The sequence below is a fragment of the Shewanella sp. 1311 genome, assembly GCF_059338235.1.
In genome coordinates, this window is record NZ_CM181686.1 from 1643748 (window position 1) to 1663614 (window position 19867).

General features: G+C 47.5%; 15 protein-coding genes. 6 read left to right on the forward strand and 9 right to left on the reverse strand.

Going from position 1 to position 19867, the window contains the following annotated elements:
- Nucleotides 1-148: 148 nt before the first annotated feature.
- The 6 genes from AC5YB3_RS07490 to brnQ form a co-directional block, all read right to left on the reverse strand.
- Complete coding sequence (locus tag AC5YB3_RS07490) at nucleotides 149-391, reverse strand: DUF4287 domain-containing protein (protein WP_432370077.1); 243 nt, start codon at nucleotides 389-391, stop codon at nucleotides 149-151.
- Between the two features lie 52 nt (nucleotides 392-443).
- Nucleotides 444-866 carry a GNAT family N-acetyltransferase gene (locus AC5YB3_RS07495; RefSeq protein ID WP_006080355.1) on the reverse strand — a complete coding sequence of 141 codons (423 nt, stop codon included), beginning with the start codon at nucleotides 864-866 and terminating at the stop codon, nucleotides 444-446.
- A gap of 83 nt (nucleotides 867-949) precedes the next feature.
- The gene (recJ, locus tag AC5YB3_RS07500) at nucleotides 950-2674 is read right to left on the reverse strand and encodes a single-stranded-DNA-specific exonuclease RecJ (protein ID WP_041411287.1); all 1725 of its coding nucleotides are present in this window, start codon (nucleotides 2672-2674) and stop codon (nucleotides 950-952) included.
- Between the two features lie 94 nt (nucleotides 2675-2768).
- A complete protein-coding gene (dsbC, locus tag AC5YB3_RS07505) occupies nucleotides 2769-3494 on the reverse strand; it encodes a bifunctional protein-disulfide isomerase/oxidoreductase DsbC (RefSeq protein WP_006080352.1) in 726 nt (241 codons plus the stop codon).
- 140 nt (nucleotides 3495-3634) lie between these two features.
- Nucleotides 3635-4537 carry a site-specific tyrosine recombinase XerD gene (gene xerD / locus AC5YB3_RS07510; RefSeq protein ID WP_006080351.1) on the reverse strand — a complete coding sequence of 301 codons (903 nt, stop codon included), beginning with the start codon at nucleotides 4535-4537 and terminating at the stop codon, nucleotides 3635-3637.
- 114 nt (nucleotides 4538-4651) lie between these two features.
- Nucleotides 4652-6064 (reverse strand): branched-chain amino acid transport system II carrier protein, encoded by a 1413-nt coding sequence (gene brnQ / locus AC5YB3_RS07515; RefSeq protein ID WP_006084009.1) that lies wholly within the window; start codon nucleotides 6062-6064, stop codon nucleotides 4652-4654.
- Nucleotides 6065-6592: 528 nt separating this feature from the next.
- On the opposite strand from brnQ, the gene AC5YB3_RS07520 reads away from it, so the two are divergent.
- The 6 genes from AC5YB3_RS07520 (at nucleotide 6593) to AC5YB3_RS07545 (ending at nucleotide 16956) form a co-directional block, all read left to right on the forward strand.
- The gene (locus AC5YB3_RS07520) at nucleotides 6593-7309 is read left to right on the forward strand and encodes a tRNA1(Val) (adenine(37)-N6)-methyltransferase (RefSeq protein WP_494526873.1); all 717 of its coding nucleotides are present in this window, start codon (nucleotides 6593-6595) and stop codon (nucleotides 7307-7309) included.
- A gap of 236 nt (nucleotides 7310-7545) precedes the next feature.
- Complete coding sequence (gene srmB, locus AC5YB3_RS07525; RefSeq protein ID WP_006080348.1) at nucleotides 7546-8805, forward strand: ATP-dependent RNA helicase SrmB; 1260 nt, start codon at nucleotides 7546-7548, stop codon at nucleotides 8803-8805.
- Between the two features lie 363 nt (nucleotides 8806-9168).
- A complete protein-coding gene (locus tag AC5YB3_RS07530; RefSeq protein ID WP_494526874.1) occupies nucleotides 9169-10380 on the forward strand; it encodes an efflux RND transporter periplasmic adaptor subunit in 1212 nt (403 codons plus the stop codon).
- Entirely contained in the window at nucleotides 10380-13571 is a 3192-nt protein-coding gene (locus AC5YB3_RS07535; protein WP_494526875.1) for an efflux RND transporter permease subunit, read from the forward strand. Before AC5YB3_RS07530 ends, AC5YB3_RS07535 begins: the two co-directional genes overlap by 1 nt.
- A gap of 249 nt (nucleotides 13572-13820) precedes the next feature.
- The gene (locus AC5YB3_RS07540; protein WP_071938513.1) at nucleotides 13821-14528 is read left to right on the forward strand and encodes a TatD family nuclease-associated radical SAM protein; all 708 of its coding nucleotides are present in this window, start codon (nucleotides 13821-13823) and stop codon (nucleotides 14526-14528) included.
- Nucleotides 14529-14718: 190 nt separating this feature from the next.
- Complete coding sequence (locus AC5YB3_RS07545) at nucleotides 14719-16956, forward strand: PAS domain-containing protein (RefSeq protein WP_494526876.1); 2238 nt, start codon at nucleotides 14719-14721, stop codon at nucleotides 16954-16956.
- Here the strand turns inward: AC5YB3_RS07545 and AC5YB3_RS07550 are convergent.
- From AC5YB3_RS07550 to AC5YB3_RS07560, 3 genes are all read right to left on the reverse strand, one after another.
- Nucleotides 16937-18340 (reverse strand): hypothetical protein, encoded by a 1404-nt coding sequence (locus AC5YB3_RS07550; RefSeq protein WP_012090100.1) that lies wholly within the window; start codon nucleotides 18338-18340, stop codon nucleotides 16937-16939. The two genes, AC5YB3_RS07545 and AC5YB3_RS07550, sit on opposite strands and share 20 nt — an antisense overlap.
- Nucleotides 18341-18433: 93 nt before the next feature.
- On the reverse strand, nucleotides 18434-18988 hold the full coding sequence (locus tag AC5YB3_RS07555) for a hypothetical protein (RefSeq protein ID WP_494526877.1): 555 nt from the start codon (nucleotides 18986-18988) through the stop codon (nucleotides 18434-18436).
- Nucleotides 18981-19730: a winged helix-turn-helix domain-containing protein gene (locus AC5YB3_RS07560; RefSeq protein ID WP_310796199.1), complete on the reverse strand. Its 750-nt coding sequence runs from the start codon at nucleotides 19728-19730 to the stop codon at nucleotides 18981-18983. The genes AC5YB3_RS07555 and AC5YB3_RS07560 overlap by 8 nt, the downstream gene beginning before the upstream one ends.
- Between the last annotated feature and the right edge of the window lie 137 nt (nucleotides 19731-19867).

The following is a 19867-nucleotide window of genomic DNA, read 5'->3' on the forward strand; positions in this document are numbered from 1 at the left end:
CAGGCAAATCCCATGGTTGAAAGCAACAAGATTAAGCAAAGCAGCCTCACCCAAGGCACTTGCCCATCAAGTAACCAATTAAGAAAGGCAGACGAAACAGAAAAACTGGCAAGATAGGCATATTGTAATTGTGTCATGCTAGGTACCGCTATCGACTTTTTTCGTTAATAAAATACGCCACCAGCGCATTGGCATGCCCATGACCAAGTTGATGCTCACGCTTAAGCCAAGCCACCATTTCCATATGCTTTTTGCCTTCGAGACCTTGCAAAAGCGTTAGCCAGTGGGCGATCGGCTGACCATAGGTTTTCTCGATAGAAGGGAAATAAGATGCGGGGCCTTTCACTTTTACGCTATCTGCTACTGTCGTTGGGTGATTTTTTCCTGTCATAACAGATGTCCTTATCTTGATATTTATAGAATTTACGTCAATAAAATCTAGCCTAAAGGTAGGGATTCTCAAGCCGAATTTGCATTAAGGTTTCAGGCGTATCGACAGCGTTGAAACCAAACTGGGCGTAGAGTCCATGGGCATCGCGGGTGGCGAGCATTATGCGCCTTAATCCCTGTAAATCAGGATGTTCCATAATTGATGTCATCATTAACTTACTTAAGCCTAAGCCACGGTGCGACTCAAGTACAAACACATCGGCAAGATAGGCAAAGGTGGCTTTATCTGTGATTAAGCGGCCAAAAGCCACTTGTTTAGCTTCACTATCAAGCACAGCAAAACACAGGCTATTGGCTAGCGCTTTGCGCAACAATGCCTTTGGCATGCCCTGCGCCCAATAGCTGTTACTGATAAAACCATGAATAACCTCAAAATCCATTTCCGCTTGATCACAACTCACACTATATGTCGGCATGACTCAACTCCCTTTTATCACCAATTAAGTGCAGCATTTGGCATTCAATATCTAGGCTATAACCACGTTATTCATTACAGCAACTACATAGCTTCAATCTGCTCAACCATGAGTTGCAGCGAGAAATTACCGCGATACTCATTCACATCAAGCTTATAAACGATACGAGCATGGTGAATGGTCGCATCGGGCCAAGTGTGTAAATCCACATTAAAAGCAATCGCATCGAGCATCACAGTGCCGCACTGGGTTTCGAGCACGAGCTTAAGATGGCGCTCGCCGACGAGGCGTTGCTGCACTATCGTAAAATAGCCATCAAACAGTGGCTCTTCAAAGGCTTGTCCCCAAGGCCCAGCATTGCGCAGTAACTGGGCCATCTCAAGATTCAGTTCCGTGGGAGTGAGTTCACCATCGGACCACAGCTCGCCAGTTAGCAGTTCAGGTTTGAGCAGTTCACGCACCGCATCATCATAGGCTTTGGCAAATGTCGCAAAACTGCCAGCTTTGAGTGATAAGCCCGCCGCCATCGCATGACCGCCAAACTTGATAATCAGTCCTGGGTGGCGCGTGTTGACCAGCTCGAGCAAGTCGCGCATATGCAAGCCTTTGATTGAACGCGCCGAGCCTTTAATTTGACCATTGCCGGCATCGGCAAAGGCGATCACGGGTCTGTGGTATTTGTCTTTAATGCGCGAGGCCAAAATACCAATGACGCCTTGGTGCCAATCTTCTTGAAATAGCGCGATACCCCAAGGTAACTCGTCTTCGTTGAGCTTTAAGTGCTCAAGGCTTTTTAAGGCTTCCTGCTGCATGCCGACTTCCAGCTCACGACGCTCTTGGTTTAACCCATCGAGCTCGGCCGCCATACGCCGCGCGTACATCATGTCTTCACAGAGTAAGGTTTCGACCCCAAGCGCCATTTCATCCAGCCGGCCTGCGGCATTAAGCCTTGGGCCCACGGCAAAACCAAAGTCGGATGCAACAATACGCGCAGGATTTCGCTTCGCGACTTCAAGCAGCGCGGTAATCCCCACACGGCAACGACCCGCTCGCACGCGCTGCAAACCTGCTTCGACTAAAATGCGATTATTGGCATCTAGCGATACCACATCGGCGACTGTGCCGAGGGCAACGATATCGAGCAGCGTCCCTAAATTAGGCTCAGCAATACCGCGCGTTTGATACCAGTTTCGCGTTCGCAGTTCAGCCCTTAATGCTGTCATCAAATAAAAGGCGACACCGACACCGGCAATCGATTTACTCGCAAAGGGGCAATCGGGTTGATTCGGATTCACTATCGCATCGGCAGCAGGTAACTCATGGCCGGGTAAATGATGGTCGGTAATCACCACTTGCATGCCAAAGGCTTTGGCCGCAGCAACGCCATCAATCGATGAAATACCGTTATCGACAGTGATCAGCATTTCAGCCTGTTTAGACGCCGCAACCGCAACAATTTCAGGGCTTAAGCCGTAACCGTAATCGAAGCGATTGGGGATCAAATAGTCCACTTTAACTGCGCCCATCATCCGTAGCGCCAGCATACATACGCTGGTTGAGGTCGCGCCATCGGCATCAAAATCACCGACGATCAAAATCGACTTATTCGCCTGCATGGCATCGGCAATTAGCGCCGCAGCTTCGGGCAGGCCTTTCATGGTTTCAGGTCTTAATAGACCCTTAAGGACAAGTTCGCATTCGTGGGTGAGCGCACCGCGGCGAGCGTAAAGCTGCTTCAATAGCGGCGAAAGATGAGCAGGTAAATGGCTATCATCAACGGTTGGGCGACGGACAATCTTATGGATCAAGGGACTCAAACTCTCATGAAATCGTGGCGATAAGATAACAAAAAGGTGAGCCTTAAGCTCACCTTTCGTGGGATAAATTTTACTATTTTGACTGTTACTGACGCGCTTCTAAGGTGCGTAATAAGTCCGCAGGGGGTTGATAACCTGGGATCATATTGCCATCTTCTAACACGATTGCAGGCGTACCATTCACACCAAAGGTGGTGCCTAAAGCATATTGCTCGGCAATTTTAGCATCGCATGTTGCTGCGGCCACTTTGCTGCCCGCTTTAGCGTCTGTCATGGCTTTTAATGGATCTTTAGCACACCAGATGGCTTGCATTTCGTCGGCGTTGGCTGACGGCACGCCCGCACGCGGGAAGGCTAAGTAACGCACGGTAATGCCAAGCTTGTTGTAATCGGCCATTTGGCTGTGCAATTTACGGCAATAACCACAGCTGACGTCGGTAAATACAGTGACCACGTGTTTTTCATTTTTGGCTTTGTAAACCAACATATGGTCTTCAAGCGGCTTCATCATTTCTAAACGTGGGCCAGCTAATGCCGCTTCCGTTAGGTTTTTCATGCCTTTATCTAGGTCATACAAACTGCCGTGGAACAGTTTTGAACCATCACGACTAATATAGAGCACGCCGCGGTTGGTCATGGCTTGATACAAACCCTCAATCGGCGAATCCTGCATAGAAATGACTTCAACATCCAACATCTCAGTCAGTTTTTGCTTAATAGCAGCGGTATCTGGCGAGGTCGCTGTTGCGGCGTGAGCAAGAGGAGCTACAACAAGGGCAAAAATTAAAGATAATGCTCGGGTTAACTTCATGGGACATCCTATAAATTGGGTCTCGACGAGGAGATTTTGGGGTCGTTCAAACGCGATATACTTAATAGACCCCGTATGGTGGCAAAAAGTTACAGACAAGCCGCGCGGAAAGCAAATTTATGCTGTAACTAAATCCTTTTTCAGCCTCTTGGATGATGCTGTTGATGCAATTCCTGCAACCTTGCCCGCGCCACATGGGTATAAATCTGCGTGGTCGACAGGTCGCTATGGCCTAACAGCAATTGCACTACCCGCAGATCGGCACCGTGATTGAGCAAATGGGTAGCAAAAGCATGGCGTAATGTGTGCGGTGATAATGCGGTTTCAATCCCCGCACGAAGGGCATACAACTTAATTCGATGCCAAAAGGTTTGCCGCGTCATCATCTGCCCGCGTTTTGACGGAAACACCACATCGGATTGTTTATTGCCAAGCAACTCTTGGCGGGCAAACTTCATGTAGCTCTCGACTTCGGTAATCGCTAATTCACCCAGTGGCACGAGACGCTCTTTGCCGCCCTTACCCACAATGCGCACTAAGCCTTGGCGCAGGCTCATCTGCTCCATCGTTAGGCCAACGAGCTCGCTCACCCTCAGGCCTGTGGCATACAACAGCTCTAGCATGGCTTTGTCACGACATTCGACGGCATCTTCCACATTGGGCTCAGACAACAAGCGATCGACCTGTGATTCACTCAATGAATCGGGTAAATGGCGGGTTAATTTAGGCGACTCGACTAGGGCCATAGGATCGGCTGAAATCTGCTTGGTCTGCACTAAATAGGTATAGAAACGCCGCAAACTACTGAGCAGCCGAGCACTACTGGTGCGCGCAAAATCCTGCTCGACTCTAAAGGCTAAATACGCTCTGACATCGGCCTGAGAAACCGCAAGCAGCGTTACCCCTTGCTGAGCTTGATAACGATCAAAATGGCGCAGATCGGTGCGATAGGCCGATAACGTGTTGTCACTCAGTCCCTTGCTCGACCAGAGATCATCAAGAAAAACATCAATGAGCGGGTCGGGCTGATATGTCTTAGGCACAAAAACTCCATAAAAAAACGGCGTCATCAAATGATACGCCGTTGATATTAACTTAACTACATTCAAGCCTACATCAGCTTAACTGAGTCCCGCGTAAAAACGCGAGCACAAGGCTTAAGCAGCAGCCGTTTGATCACGACCACGACCAAACACTAAACACAGTACTATGGTTGCAATCGTTGGCAGTAACCAAGCCATGCCTTCTTCATAGAGTGGCAGCTTAGATAACACGGGAGACATCACATCCACGACATGGATAAAGCCCTGCGCTAAGCCATTCACCGCTTGACCATCAGCGCCAGTCAGGCTGCTCGCCGCCACTTTAAGGCCATCGAAGATGCCGAAAAACAGTGCCACGCTCAGTACTGCACGGTGTGCAAACTGCGGATTCGCAAAGTAAGCGGTCAAGAAAGTGATGACCACTAAGGCGATTGCCACAGGATAAATCGTCATCAACACAGGAATACTGATGGCGATAAGCTGCGTAAGGCCCACGTTAGCGATCACGGCACAAATCACGCTTAAGAAGATCACTAGGAAACGGTAAGACAGTTTAGGCATCAGCTCATTGAAGAACTCAGAACATGCACTTACAAGGCCTACCGCTGTGGTTAAACAAGCTAAAGTCACAACCGATGACAGTAAGACAGAGCCTAAATCACCAAATTCACGGGTCACATAGTTCGTTAAAATCTCGCCGCCATTTTTAGCACCGATGGCGATATCGCCTGCGGTCGCACCTAAAAAGAAAAGCGACACATACACAAAGGCTAAACCAGCGGCAGCGATAAAGGCGGCGCGGATCAGATATTTAGTTTGAGCACTCGGTTGATCAATCCCCTTTTTGCGCAGGATATCGATAATCAGCATACCAAACATCAAGGACGCTAACGTATCCATAGTGTTGTAGCCTTCCAAAATACCTTTGGTCAGCGGATGGTTTTGATAATCGCCTACGGCTTGGCCGACTTCGGATGCGGGTAAAAACATCACAGATGCAGCCAATCCAACTAACAAGATCAATAAAATAGGCGTTAATACTTTACCTACGCTATCGAGCAGCTTGCCAGGGAAAAGCGCCAATAACATAGTGACAGTGAAGAAACACATGGTGTATAGCAGTTGCGACAGGTTCAGTTCTAAACTGCCCAGTAAAAATGTGGCCGTGGTGTCATCGATAAAGGGCTTAGCGCCAATCTCGTAAGCCACTAAACCGGTACGCGGCGCAGCAAACGCAGGGCCGATAATGATATAAATCGCGATAGCCAATGTCGTTGCTGCAAATACTGGCAGCATAGCCATAACCTTACCTTGAGCCTTAGCGACAGCAATCAGTCCAACTAAAGGTAAACCTACGGCGGTAATCAAAAAACCCAACATGGCGAGGGGCATATTACCGCCCGCTAACATTCCCGCGAACGGTGGAAAAATTAGGTTACCTGCCCCTAAAAAGAATGCGAAGGTCATAAAACCTAAGCCCAATGTATCTGCGATACTCATCTGATTGTCTTGCACTGGAAGCCCCATCTTGTCTTATTGTTTTTTTACAAACTTAAGTGATTATGTGTCGATTAGCCATAGCTAAAACAAAGCCCATCCGGAGTGCAAATCTTTGTTTACACAATTCCGTGGTAAATATGTTCGATATCTGTCGAGTTTATAATCTATGACAAACTTTTGCGCAGCCACACTGACTACTAATTCACCACCAAACTCGTTTACCTATCCGTTAATCATAAAAGTGATTAAAAATGGGGGCGAAACTAATACCAGACTTAAAGTGCTAATACAAGACAACAAGACCGTTAGGATAAAAAAAGCGAAATAATGCTAATTAACTGCTAAGAAAAGGTTTCTAATGCAATAAAATAAAGCGTTAATTAAGTAAAATCTGTATTGCGCCGTAAAAAATAAAATCTTATGCCGACACAAATTCATACATCTAGCGCAACATCTTCTGTTTAAAAGCATTGGCTAAAAACAAGGGCTAGAATTAGAATACTGCCCGCCCAATATTGGGCCTAACCACCTTAGAACGGCAAAAATTAACTCTCCATGGCATTCACTTTTAAACAATTTCATATCGATGATATGAATTGCGGCATGGCCGTAGGCACAGACAGTGTCGTCCTAGGCGCGTGGGCTCAACTGACCGCAGCAAAAACAGTTTTAGATATTGGTGCTGGCAGCGGCTTACTCAGTTTAATGGCAGCGCAGCGCAGCCAAGCACACATTACCAGTGTCGAACTAGACACAAGTGCAGCCGAGGCTTGCCAGCATAACTTCCACAATAGTCCGTGGGCGAATCGACTCACTTTAGTCAACAGCAGCATCCAAGACTTTTGCCAACAGATTGAGTATCAAGAGTATTTTGATCACATCATTTGTAATCCGCCCTATTTTGAGCAAGGCACACAAGCGATACAATCCCAGCGCGCTATGGCCCGTCACACAGATAGCTTAAGTTTTACCGCGCTACTCGATGCCATTCATGTGTGCCTAACACCGCAAGGAAACGCAAGCCTCATATTACCAATGCAGAGCATGGAGCGTTTCAATGAGATTTTGGCGCATTCACAGCTTAGTTTGATAGAAATAACTAACCTTATTAGCATCGTAGGGAAAAGCGCTAATAGAGTACTCTGCGTACTCGCACACAAGACTCACCCTCAAATTGCCACGAAGATCAGTGATATCACTATTCGAGAACTTTCAGGCCAATACACCCAAACCATGGTGCAATTGATCCGAGATTTTTACCTTAAATACTGATATCGAGCCCAGCCCTGACACGTTAAGTAAAGGCCGCTAAGTTTGGCAAAGGTAACGAAGGGGCCAATTCCCCTAAAATTAAATGCTAATACATTGACCTTAAAGTAATTAACTTATGCCTATTACCATAAAACTTTACCGGCTAAGAAGATAAACACCGGAGATCTAGATAAGTTATTTAAGTTAACCGCCATAACCTTTATAATGCTTCGCTATTATCCGTCGAGACGCTGCGCATGCAATTTGAAGATTTCCAGCTTGACCCTAGCTTATTAGAGTCGCTTAATGCCATGGGGCATCATTCACCCACCACTATTCAGCAAGAAACTATCCCTTATGCCCTAGAGCAAAGAGATATTCTCGCGCGCGCCCCGACAGGAACAGGTAAAACAGCGAGCTTTTTACTGCCATCGCTGCAACATTTAATCGACTTCCCCCGCCGTTTTGCAGGGCAAGCACGTATCCTGATCCTCACGCCAACCCGTGAGTTAGCCAGCCAAATCCACCGTTATGCGTGTCACTTAGCCACAGGCCAAGGTTTAGACATAGCGATCGTGACCGGTGGTGTGCCTTACGGACCACAAGAAGAAGCCTTAGCGGGCAACGTCGATATTCTGGTCGCGACCCCTGGCCGCCTAATGGAATATTTAGACAAAGGCAATTTCAACGCCCAAGAAGTCGATATCTTAATTATCGACGAAGCCGACCGCATGCTAGACATGGGCTTCTCTTCTGTGGTGCAAGCGATTGCTATCGAAGCCCAAGGCCGCAAACAGAACATGCTGTTCTCTGCCACCTTAGAAGGCGGCGGTGTTCAACGTTTTGCCCGTGAAGTGTTAAACGACCCGATTGAAATCGATGTTGAAGCACCTCGCAGCGAAAAAGCCAAGATCCACCAATGGATCCACTTAGCCGATGATAAAGAGCATAAATTTGCCCTGCTATGTCATCTGCTGCGCCAAGAAGATGTTAAACGAACTATCGTGTTTGTAAAAACCCGCGACATCGTTTCTAGCTTAGAAGGCCAGTTACTTAAAGTCGGTATTGCCTGCGCTTTCATGCGTGGCGATATGGAACAGAAAAAACGTTTCCAAGCTTTGAGCCGCTTTACCAAAGGTGAAGTGAACGTCTTGCTGGCAACCGATGTGGCTGCACGCGGTATCGATATCGACGATATCACCCATGTGATCAACTTCGACATGCCACGCTCTGCCGATACCTATATTCACCGTATCGGTCGTACTGGCCGCGCTGGCGCAAAAGGTACTGCGATTTCGTTGGCCGAAGCACACGATATGCGTATCGTCGGTAAAATTGAGCGTTATATCGAGCAACCTTTGAAACGCCGCGTGATCGAAGAGCTACGCCCTAAGAACAAAGAAGCGCGGACACCGGGTAAGAAAAAAGCCAAAGTGAAAGCGAAAGAAGCAGCGAAGAAAACCAGCAAGAAAGAAGCGGCAAAGAAAGCGAGTAAAATCGCCCGCAAGAAGAAGTAACCTCAGCTTGAAATAATCCAACTAAAGCCGCTATATGCGGCTTTTTTATTACCTAAATTTAACTCAATGCAATAAATCAACTGGCGAGTAAAAGCTAATCATAAAATATAGAACATGAAATACGGCCAATTTAGATCTACAAACTCACAAACGTATTCATTATTATTTCAATATATTCCAATCACCTAAGTGAACCTTTCATCATTTTCCTGCTCTAATTTTCGCCAAAATGTCGGTACCTAGTGAGCACATGTGTCAAAACATCACTTTTAGACACATTTAATTTACAAAAATAAATTTATTGGCGCGGCCGACTCTGCTACTTTAACCCCATTACGCGATTAGCATGGATGTAACAATAATATGATGAAGACTCTACTGAGGAGAACATCTCCTTTATTAATTTTGCTGCTATTTGGCTTAGGCGCAAAAATATTAATGCAAACCAAGGAAGCGCCAGAACAAAAACCTGAAGAGATGCCGATTCCTATCGTTGATGTGACGCAAGTGACTCAGCAAACGGTATCGCTAAACTTACCTTCCTACGGTGTGGTTAATCCAAAATATAAAACCCAACTGGTAACCGAAGTTCAGGGCAGAATGCTGACCATTTCCCCTAATTTTGTTGCGGGCGGCATAGTTAAGAAAGGCGAACAACTCGCGCAGATCGAGCCCTCAGATTACGAGGCTGATTTAATGCAAGCCGAAGCGACACTGGCCCAAGCCACCGCTGCACTGAACGAAGAAATTGCCCGCGGTGAAGTCGCAAAAATCGAATTCAAAGGCTACGACAAAGGCTTACCCCCAGAGTTAGGTCTGCGTATTCCACAGCTTAAAAAAGAGCAAGCCAACGTTAAATATGCGCAGGCAGCACTGGCGCGTGCCCAACGTAACCTTGAGCGCACGGTTATCCGCGCGCCGTTCGATGGCATAATCAAAGGTCGCAATGTCGATTTAGGTCAGTATGTTAGCTTAGGTACAAATCTAGGAGAACTCTACGACACTAGTGTTGCTGAGATCCGCTTACCGATTTCCAATGACGATCTAGCCTATCTAGAGTCGGTCGATAATCCTGATACTCAAGTAACGCTGAGCGCCTCTTTGGCGGGTAAGGAAAATACTTGGGATGGCAATATTATCCGCAGCGAAGGCGTGATCGATGCTGAAAATCGCATGGTGTATTTAGTCGCTGAAATCAAAGACCCTTACCTGCGCGCTAATAAAGTTGCTGGCAGCTTGCCGCTTAAATATGGCAGCTTCGTCAATGCAGTCATCAAAGGTCGCACCGTCGATGGCATAGTTAAACTACCCCGCCATGTGGTTCGTAACGATCACGTCGCCTTAGTGAATGACAAAAATATTGTTGAAATGCGCTATGTAAATATCGTTCGTAGCGATCTCGACAATGTGTATATCAAGGACAGTCTAAAAACGGGCGAGCGCGTCGCCACCACTCACTTCAACAGCATGGCAAACGGTCAACTGGTCAAGGTCTTAGGTGAAGCGGCATTGCCGACTAAGACACCAAAAGAAGACACGCCTGAGTCGAGTCTTGCGGCCACTGGAGTGAAATAATGGACACTCAAAAAGGGATCTTAGCCTGGTTCGCCCGCAACAGTGTGGCCGCGAACCTGTTAATGTGGGCATTACTCGTCGGCGGTTTGTTCAGCACTGTCTTGATCAATAAAGAGGTTTTTCCTTCTTTCGAACTCAATTTACTGAATATTTCCGTCGCCTATCCAGGCGCGGCGCCACAGGAAATCGAAGAAGGCATCAACATCAAGATTGAAGAAGCCATCCAAGATATCAACGGTATCAAGAAGGTCACGTCAGTGGCTAGTGAAGGGGTAGGCTCGATTACGGTTGAAGTCGAAGACGGTTACGAAGTGCAAACCGTGCTCGATGAAGCCAAACTGCGATTGGATGCGATTTCGACCTTCCCAGTGAACATCGAAAAACCCAATATCTATCAGATTAAACCTGAAAATAACGTCATTTGGGTGTCTGTCTATGGCGATATGACACTGCACGATATGAAGGAGTTGGCTAAGTCGGTGCGTGACGATTTAACCCAACTGCCAGCCGTGACCCGTGCCAAGGTGACTGGGGTGCGCGATTATGAAATCGCCATCGAAGTATCAGAAGATAAACTACGCGAATACGGCCTAACATTTACACAGGTCGCGTTAGCGGTGCAAAACTCTTCTTTTGACTTACCCGGCGGTTCGATTCGCGCCCAAGATGGCGACATCCTGCTGCGCACCAAAGGCCAAGCCTACACGGGTGATGACTTTGCCAATATCGTCGTCACCACTCGCCCCGACGGTAGCCGGGTGATGTTGCCGCAAGTGGCGACTATCAAAGATGACTTTGAAGAACGGTTGGAATACACCCGCTTTAACGGTAAACCAGCCGCGATTATCGAAGTCACCAGTGTTGATGATCAAAATGCCTTAGACATTGCCGCTCAAGTAAAACAATACGTCGAGGATCGCCGCGCGACGCTTCCTGCCAACGCGCAACTCGATACTTGGGGTGATATGACTCACTACCTCAAGGGCCGCTTAAACATGATGATGTCGAACATGTTTTACGGTGCCTTGTTGGTGTTTATCATCCTAGCTATGTTCCTCGATCTTAAGTTGGCGTTTTGGGTCATGATGGGTCTGCCGGTGTGCTTCCTCGGCACTATGCTGATCATGCCGCTCGAACCTTTCTCGATGACGATCAACATGTTGACCCTGTTCGCCTTTATCTTAGTGCTCGGGATAGTGGTGGACGATGCGATTGTCATCGGCGAAAGCGCCTACACAGAAGTCGAACGCCACGGTCACTCGGTAGAAAACGTGATCCGCGGCGCGCAAAAGGTGGCAATGCCCGCGACCTTCGGGGTATTAACCACGATTGCGGCCTTTATTCCCATGTTAATGGTTTCTGGCCCTATGGGGATTATCTGGAAATCCATCGGCATGGTAGTCATCCTCTGTTTGGCCTTCTCGCTGGTCGAATCTAAGTTCATCCTGCCGGCGCATTTAGCGCACATGAAGTTTAAAAAGCCCAGTGCGCCAAGGGGATTCTTTGGTCGCCTCAAAGCCAACTTTAACGACAGAGTGCAGCACTTTATTCACCACAGTTATCGTAACTTCCTCGAGCGCTGTATCAAGCAAAGATACAACGTGGTCGCGGCCTTTATCGGTGTGTTGATCCTCTCCATTGCCTTAGTCGCCAGTGGCAAAGTGCGTTGGGTATTCTTCCCTGATATTCCCTCAGACTTCATTCAAGTTCAGCTGGAGATGGACGAAGGCAGCTCGGAAGAGAACACTTTGAAAGTGGTGCAGAGCATAGAAGAAGCCCTGTACAAGATGAATGACAAAATGGAGCAAGATAACGGCTATCAAGTGGTGAAGCACAGCTTTATCAATATGAGCTCCCGCACCTCTGCCTTTATTTTTGCCGAACTGACGAAAGGCGAAGACCGCGAAGTCGACGGTGTGACGATTGCTGCCGCGTGGCGTGAACAATTGCCCGAGCTTTTATCGGTCAAAAAACTCAGCTTTAACGCGAGCACCAATGATGCCGGTGGCGATATTTCCTTCAGGTTGACCTCAAGCGATCTCGATGAACTATCCGCTGCCTCTAAAGAGTTGAAGCAAAAACTCGCCAGCTACGAAGGCGTGTACGATATTGCCGACAACTTCTCCTCGGGCAGCCATGAAATTCGCCTGAAGATACGTCCAGAGGCTGAAGCCCTTGGCCTGACCCTTTCCGATTTAGCCCGCCAAGTGCGTTACGGTTTCTATGGTTATGAAGCCCAACGTATTTTACGTAATAAAGAAGAAATCAAGGTAATGGTGCGCTATCCATTAGAGCAGCGCCGCACTGTGGGTTATCTGGAAAACATGTTGATCCGCACGCCAACGGGCACCTCGGTTCCCTTCTCGACTGTGGCACAAATTGAGAAAGGCGAATCCTACGCCTCAATTACCCGTGTTGACGGTAAGCGGGCGATCACCATCACGGCAAATGCCAACAAAAACATAGTCGAACCTTCAAAAGTGGTACAGGAAATCCAAAAAGATTACCTGCCACAATTACAGGCCAAGTATCCTAAAATCCAAACCGCGTTAGATGGCGGCAGTTTGGATGAACAGAATGCTATGGTCGGTTTGATGCAAGGTTTCTTCTTTGCGCTGTTTACCATTTATGCACTGATGGCAATCCCGCTAAAATCCTACAGTCAGCCGTTGATCATCATGTCGGTGATCCCCTTCGGGATTATCGGCGCACTGTTCGGTCACTTGATTCAGGGACTCGCGATGAGCGTGTTAAGTCTCTGCGGCATAGTGGCACTCGCGGGTGTGGTGGTAAACGACTCTTTGATTTTGGTCGACTTTGTTAACCGTGCGCGGGAACAAGGCCAATCGGTTAGACAGGCGGCAGTGGATTCGGGCTGTTATCGCTTTAGGGCGATCATCTTAACGTCACTCACTACCTTTGTCGGCTTAGTGCCTATTATTCTCGAGCGCAGTTTGCAGGCGCAAATTGTGATCCCTATGGCGACGTCCCTCGCCTTCGGTATCCTGTTCTCGACCGTAGTGACGCTGATCTTAGTGCCGCTGCTGTACATCATACTCGACGATGTTAGCCGCTCTAGCAGCCGCTTCTTCAACTGGTGGTGGCAGCCTAAAAAAACCAATGATGAGGACGTTAAGCATCCGGATTTTGAGCAAGCTGTCACGACTGACTATAAGAAAGACTATTTATAGGCTGTTAACGACAGACAGTTAGCGATAGGCAGTTAGCGATAGACAGTTAATCAATGTCTTATCCTTAAAAAGAGAGCTTAGGCTCTCTTTTTTATTGCCTGTGTTCACTCAATTCCACATCAGCATCAAAGTCACTATGCCGTGAGTGGGTTTGAGCTTTCAAGTTGCGATCTAGCTGACAGTTATACCATCGGGCTTTCGCTACACTGTGCCCAAGTCGTCAGTTATCGTTAGAATGAACCTATCATTATGTCTGAGCATCTGCATAAGCAACACCTTGATAACCCGCACGTTGTCACCACTGAAACCCTAGCGAACGGTCACATCACAGATGAAGTTTGCACGAATGAAACCTGTGCAACCGAAACGCTAGTCTATGATATTCGCCGCAGTCGTTACCTCAATATCACAGGTCGCTGCACCCTGCGCTGCGCTTTCTGCCCAAAACATAATGGCAGTAAACAAATCCACGAATACCAACTTGCCCTGTGCCATCAACCTAAGCCAGAGGAAATTATCCCTCTGCTTGGCGATGTAAAAGACTTCGAAGAATACGTGTTTTGCGGTTATGGCGAGCCCACTTTAAATCTTCCAACGCTACTCACTGTGGCAAAAGAGATCAAACGCAGAGGCGGACGAGTACGGATTAATACCGATGGTTTAGGCAATCTGGTCCATAGACGCAATATTCTACCAGAGCTTGCCGACTGCGTTGATAGCTTATCGATTTCACTCAATGCGGATAATGAAGCCGCCTATATTGAACACTGCCGCCCAAAACTCGCGGGTTCCTACGCCGCCGTGCATGCCTTTATCGCCTTGGCACCACACTATATTGAAACAGTACAAGTCTCTGCCATCGAAGGATTAGCGGGCGTCGATATCGATATTTGCCGTGAACAAGTGGAGTCCTACGGCTGTGAATTTAAGCATCGTGTATTAGGCGCTCTAGGCTAAACACCATTCCAATACTGCCAAAATCGACTGAAGCACTGAGCCGCAATAACTCGCCATTGAGCGAATGAGTAGAGATGTAAACCTGTCTTAACTTTACTAAGGAAATCTTGCTTAGTAACTTGGCACTGTCGTAACAATTCTTTCGTGTTAACATAGCGAAATTAACAGATCACCCACTCATAATCGGTTCATGCTGAAGAATAACCCAAGCACGTATCCCCTAGCGCCACTGCTCTCTTTAACTCAAGGGATCCATTGGTCGCATCAACGCTTATTAGCCGTTGCAAGCCAGCTCTCTATGCTGGTGATTGGCATGATCATTTTAACCAACTTAATCATTACTTTAGGTGAGCGACGTCTACAGGAAGAATGGGCGACGCAGAGATACAGTGAACTGCAAACCATAGGCACACTGATCACAGATAAAGTGTCTTTCCAGCAATTTCGCACCCAAATTTTTGCCAATGGTGAGCTGCTAAAGCAGTACTTGAGCAATCCGACCGCCAAGCAGCAACTCAAATTACAGGAAGCTTGGCTAGATCTGGTGAAGCATATTCCTGAACTGCTCGGCATTGCGCTGTACGATCCCCAAGGCAATTATAAGTTCTCTACCCCTTCTAATTTCAGTAAAGATGCCTTACCGCCGACCTTGCTTGGCGCGAGTCGTAATATGGGCGGTAAAGAGGTTTACACCTCTCCACTGGAGTTTGTTCCAATTGAAGGCATGCTAGAACCTTATATGTATCAAATGGCGTGGCTCGAAAAGCCCGATCAGAGTTCTATGGGTTATCTAGTGACATACAACTCTATGGTGCAAATGCTCGAAGCCATCAAGCCGGCTTTTTCGAGTAACAAATCGCCTATGTTAGTGCTCGACACGCAGGGATTACTCTATGCTGGCGCGAGCGATCTCGCCCCGTTAAGCAATATGCCAGAAACCTTAGGGGCAAGTTTAAGACAAAGTTATCCCGCTCTGTGGCGTGATATGTCCATGAGTAATTTTGGTCAATTCCACGGTGAAGAAGCCACCTTTGTTTACCTTAAGATCGAGCTTACAGCCCAGCCAGAAACCCGCAGAGAATACTTTTTACTCTCCTATGTGCGTAACTCCGACATAGCCGCACGTTTTTCCCAGTGGCAAAACATTGTCATAGTGGCATCGCTAATCTTAACCGTACTCGCCGCTTGGGTTGTGCTACTCAGCCACATGTATCGCTTACAACAGCGTTCACGCCAATACAGTATCGATGTCGCCAATGGCTTATTTAACAGTGATATAGGCTTTATGATGGTCAACGAAAACGCCAGAGTGATCAGCGCCAACACCAAGGCAGCAGAAGCGACCTTAGTGCCACTGGATGAACTCACAGACCGCAGTCTACAACGCACCTTATGCCTCGATGACAGAACCTATGCCGAGCTGATGGAGCAAGTGCATAAAACCGGTCAATGGTCTGGTGAAATCAGCCTAGAAAGTATCAATGGCCCAACGCTGCGGGTGCATATCCGCCAAGCGCCAAGGGCGAGCCGAGGGTCACCGCATCTATTGATCACCCTTGAAGACATCAGTGAATTAGTCAGCAGTAAAGAACAAGCATTTCTCAGTGAGCTTTTATGCGATAGCACTGTGGCGACAGCGCTGACTGATGCCAATGGTAAACTGATTAAAATCAACCCCGTATTTGATGCGCTAATGCAACTCAATGGCGATTTAAATCAAGATTTAGCCTCGCTGCTCGCCAACGATTTAGATAATCAATGGCAAAGAATTAGTGCTCAAATCGCCATGCAAGGTCAGTGGCAGGGGCAAATTCTGTGCTCACCTAAACAGGCGCACTCCAATTGTTTACAAGCCACCTTAAAGGGCCATGTGGCCGCCGATGGTGAGATTGATTATATCGTCTGTACCTTAGAACAAGCCGCCGAACGCGGCCGAGGCACAGAGAAACGCAGCCTTGTGCCCCATCGCAGCACGATTCTGCTGAGCTTAGTTGATTTAGAGCGTTACTTTAACTCGCTGCCACCGCCAAGCCGCCTGAGTTCAAGCTTACTGCTAATGGATATCAACCCCGAAGGTTTGCTGAGCCACATGAGTGATATCGATCAACTGGCAAACCGCCAGCAGGAAGTCGAAGTTCAATTACTACTTGAAATTCCTGCTAATTATCAGATTTTGCATTGGCAACTCGGGAAACTGATTGTGATGTTACCTGACACAGATGCGACCCATGCGCACAACTTTGCCCTCAATATGATGGAAAAGCTCAATGGCAATGGCTTAGGCGAAGGGATCAGTATCGGGATTGCGGGTTATCAAGAAGGCCAAACACTTGAGCAGTATCTAAATAATGCCGAAGTCGCCCTAAAACGGGCGAAACAGAATAACGATCAAAATATCGGTCAGGCCTTTACTCGTCATCAATCGTAGATTCGGGCATGTTGACCGAATCGGGCAATTGGCTCTGGGTAATCTCAATAATCGTCGAGCGGTTCATGGTGATTTTGTAGCGAATATACTGCGGGGCTTCGCGGCCATCGCGTAGCACTAAAATCAAGTTAACTTGATAGCGCCGCTCAACCGATTCGTGACTGATTTTGCCTTCAACTTCCTTATAAATCTTCGCCTTACCCCGCTCTAAGTAGCGGGCAAAGGGCACTAAACTAAAGTTAACTTGCTCTTGAATGGTGGAGTATCCCGCTTGGAACTCGCTCTGATTCACCTTAGTGGCAATTTTATAGTGCAGGATTTCCGCATCGACCTTATTTTGGCTATGCCTGTGCTTTAAAATTTCGCTGACTTTATCGGGCAGATCTTGCTGGCGCATAAACTCAAGCCATACCAACTGCTTAGCAATCACCGCCTGACTAGTGGTATCACGCAAAATCCGGCTCCAGCGTGGCCTGCCCCGCTGAATAAAACGCCACATGGCATTACGCACGTCATCCTTAAAGATTTCCCTGAAACCGTAAATCACCGCCAAGGTCAGCACTAAGGCAATGGTAAAGCCGCTGAAGGCGCCCTGCGCTTGAATTATCAACGCCGACACCACCAACATCACTAACGCCGTCGCCAGTCCCGTCGTGAACTTTTTAAGGCCAATCCCTAAGGGTTTTAACTCTTCTTTGAGTACCACACCTTGTTGGATTAAACGTCGTAACAACAACATCTTGTTTGAGATGCGGTTAGGATCTTGCTTAGTTTGCGCCGAGTTGTAGTTATGCTCATCCCGATAGGCACACTCATTGCGACACAGTGTTAGCACCCGTTCTTGGATATCGTTGAAATCACTGGTTCGTGTAGCATGGGCGAGCACTTTTAGTAACTGCTGCTCGCAGAACCAAGACAGGTAGTTGTCGGCATTTTCGAAGTAGGATTTCCATTTAGGATCGCCCGGTTCGTTACGGCGAAACTTTTTCAGCAACTGGCCAACTTGTTCGCGTAATTCGTCGAGGGCAAAATAGAAATGGGTTACATCTGTGATTTGATTGAGTTCTTTAACGTCGTTTTCGACTGCAACGGCAAACTGATAGGCGAACAGATTCAAGTACAATCTGAATTCTTCAACGGTGCGGCGATTTAAACTAGCAAAGCGGCCCTGTACCAAAGGTAAGTGCAAGCCTTCTGAATAGTAAGAACGACGGCCGACAATCGCGCTGTAGTAGTACTCTTCTTCATTGAGCGTGTGCGAGCCTATGCCCATTTCCTTTGGTAAAAAGAAATAGAGATCGAGCTGACGATTATCGCCCTTTTCCATCTGGTGGCTGAACTTAATCGACAGGGATTCTTCTTGCTTTACACGTATCTTAGACACAACACCCTTTTCATGAGCCCTCACAGAGACTCATCGCAGTAGACATAAATCAATGAGCACTAATCTTAACTGAAATAAACTCAAATTCACTGATTAAATTCGACTATTTACGATTCGGCATCCACAAATCGTATTGCTGGGTTGGAATAACACCACGGCATAATCCTTAGTGTCATCCATATCTAACACTTCAATACTGAAATTATTCACCCCAGAATCGCGAAACGGTAAACTGCTGATGTTAGATAGATATTTCATGTGTTCTGGCCAATTTTTTTGCTTTTCCATTTCCGATTCCGTTTTAGTCTCCACCGCCACCCTATAGGTCATGCTATTGGCCTCAATGCTGTCGACCTTGCCACGCATCGAAATATGGCCCGCACTGGTGCCATCAAAATTAAAGTAACGGTAGTTAATTTGCGCTTTGTCGGCGGCAATCAATACGTCCACAAGCAGGTAAAATTTATTGTCACTGCCAGCACTGGCGCTGACACTTGGATTCGCACTCGAGTGGCGATCAAACAATTCTGAACTGCAACTCAACATCATGGTCCGGCTCGTTGCCGACTGTTTATAAATCCCCCCGCAAGCCGCAATCAAGGCCGACAAAATAACAATATTGATGGTCCACTTGAGCCATTTAGCCACAGATATCCACCTCGCGTAGCCAGGCTGAGTCGATGAATGCTTTGGGGCGAGAAAAATCGCTGATACTAATATTGCGGAGCACTGACTGGTCGAGTTTTTCACCGCGAAACGTCATATTTAACACCTGTTTATCATGGGATAAAGACGCATAAACATCCGCCCAATCGCTCTTGCCACAGGCAATGAGGCCCGCACTTAAGCGCTCGCCCATTTCGAACAGTAAGGTGTTACTCGCACTGGAGTCGGCATATAAGTTCAAGCGCACTTGCTGACCCGAGGCTAACGACAGTATCGACGTCATCAAAGCTTGGGTAGGCTTGCTGTGATCTGTGTGTTTCAAATAAAACACCGAAAACGCCAACATCACCCCGAATAACACTAAGGCACTCCACAAAGGCACAGTGTGTAGTCTGAGGTAATTGACGCCTCGATATTCGCTGCCGTTTGATGGCCGCAACAAATAACCTTGGCCTTTAACGGTTTCGATCAAGCCCTCGTGCTGAGGCCCTAGAAAGGAGCGGAGCGTGGATATAGCGCGGGACACAGAGGCATCGGTTAATGGCGGACCTTGTCCATCCCCCGTTTTTAGCATGTGCTTTGAAACTAACTGACCTTGGTGTGCAAGCAATAACGTGAGCACTTGTAACTCGGCCCGAGAAAGATGCCAAGATTCATCGCGAGACAATTCAATCAGCATGCCTCGTTCTCGATCAAACCTGCAGTCTCCCAATTGCATACACATTAACTCAACTCCATAAAAACACGGAGTTAAGTCTATGCAAGCCAACCAATGATTAATGTGATCTTGCTAACCCAAGCCAGCAAATAGTTAATTTTCGTGAGACAAGCCGCAAGCCTGTCTCGATAAACGGCATGTCT

Bases quoted from the DNA above. Each gene is read 5' to 3' on its own strand.
- AC5YB3_RS07490 (WP_432370077.1), bottom strand. From the start codon at position 391: ATGACAGGAAAAAATCACCCAACGACAGTAGCAGATAGCGTAAAAGTG.
- AC5YB3_RS07495 (WP_006080355.1), bottom strand. From the start codon at position 866: ATGCCGACATATAGTGTGAGTTGTGATCAAGCGGAAATGGATTTTGAG.
- dsbC (WP_006080352.1), bottom strand. From the start codon at position 3,494: ATGAAGTTAACCCGAGCATTATCTTTAATTTTTGCCCTTGTTGTAGCT.
- brnQ (WP_006084009.1), bottom strand. From the start codon at position 6,064: ATGGGGCTTCCAGTGCAAGACAATCAGATGAGTATCGCAGATACATTG.
- AC5YB3_RS07520 (WP_494526873.1), top strand. From the start codon at position 6,593: ATGGCATTCACTTTTAAACAATTTCATATCGATGATATGAATTGCGGC.
- srmB (WP_006080348.1), top strand. From the start codon at position 7,546: ATGCAATTTGAAGATTTCCAGCTTGACCCTAGCTTATTAGAGTCGCTT.
- AC5YB3_RS07530 (WP_494526874.1), top strand. From the start codon at position 9,169: ATGATGAAGACTCTACTGAGGAGAACATCTCCTTTATTAATTTTGCTG.
- AC5YB3_RS07535 (WP_494526875.1), top strand. From the start codon at position 10,380: ATGGACACTCAAAAAGGGATCTTAGCCTGGTTCGCCCGCAACAGTGTG.
- AC5YB3_RS07540 (WP_071938513.1), top strand. From the start codon at position 13,821: ATGTCTGAGCATCTGCATAAGCAACACCTTGATAACCCGCACGTTGTC.
- AC5YB3_RS07545 (WP_494526876.1), top strand. From the start codon at position 14,719: ATGCTGAAGAATAACCCAAGCACGTATCCCCTAGCGCCACTGCTCTCT.
- AC5YB3_RS07560 (WP_310796199.1), bottom strand. From the start codon at position 19,730: ATGTGTATGCAATTGGGAGACTGCAGGTTTGATCGAGAACGAGGCATG.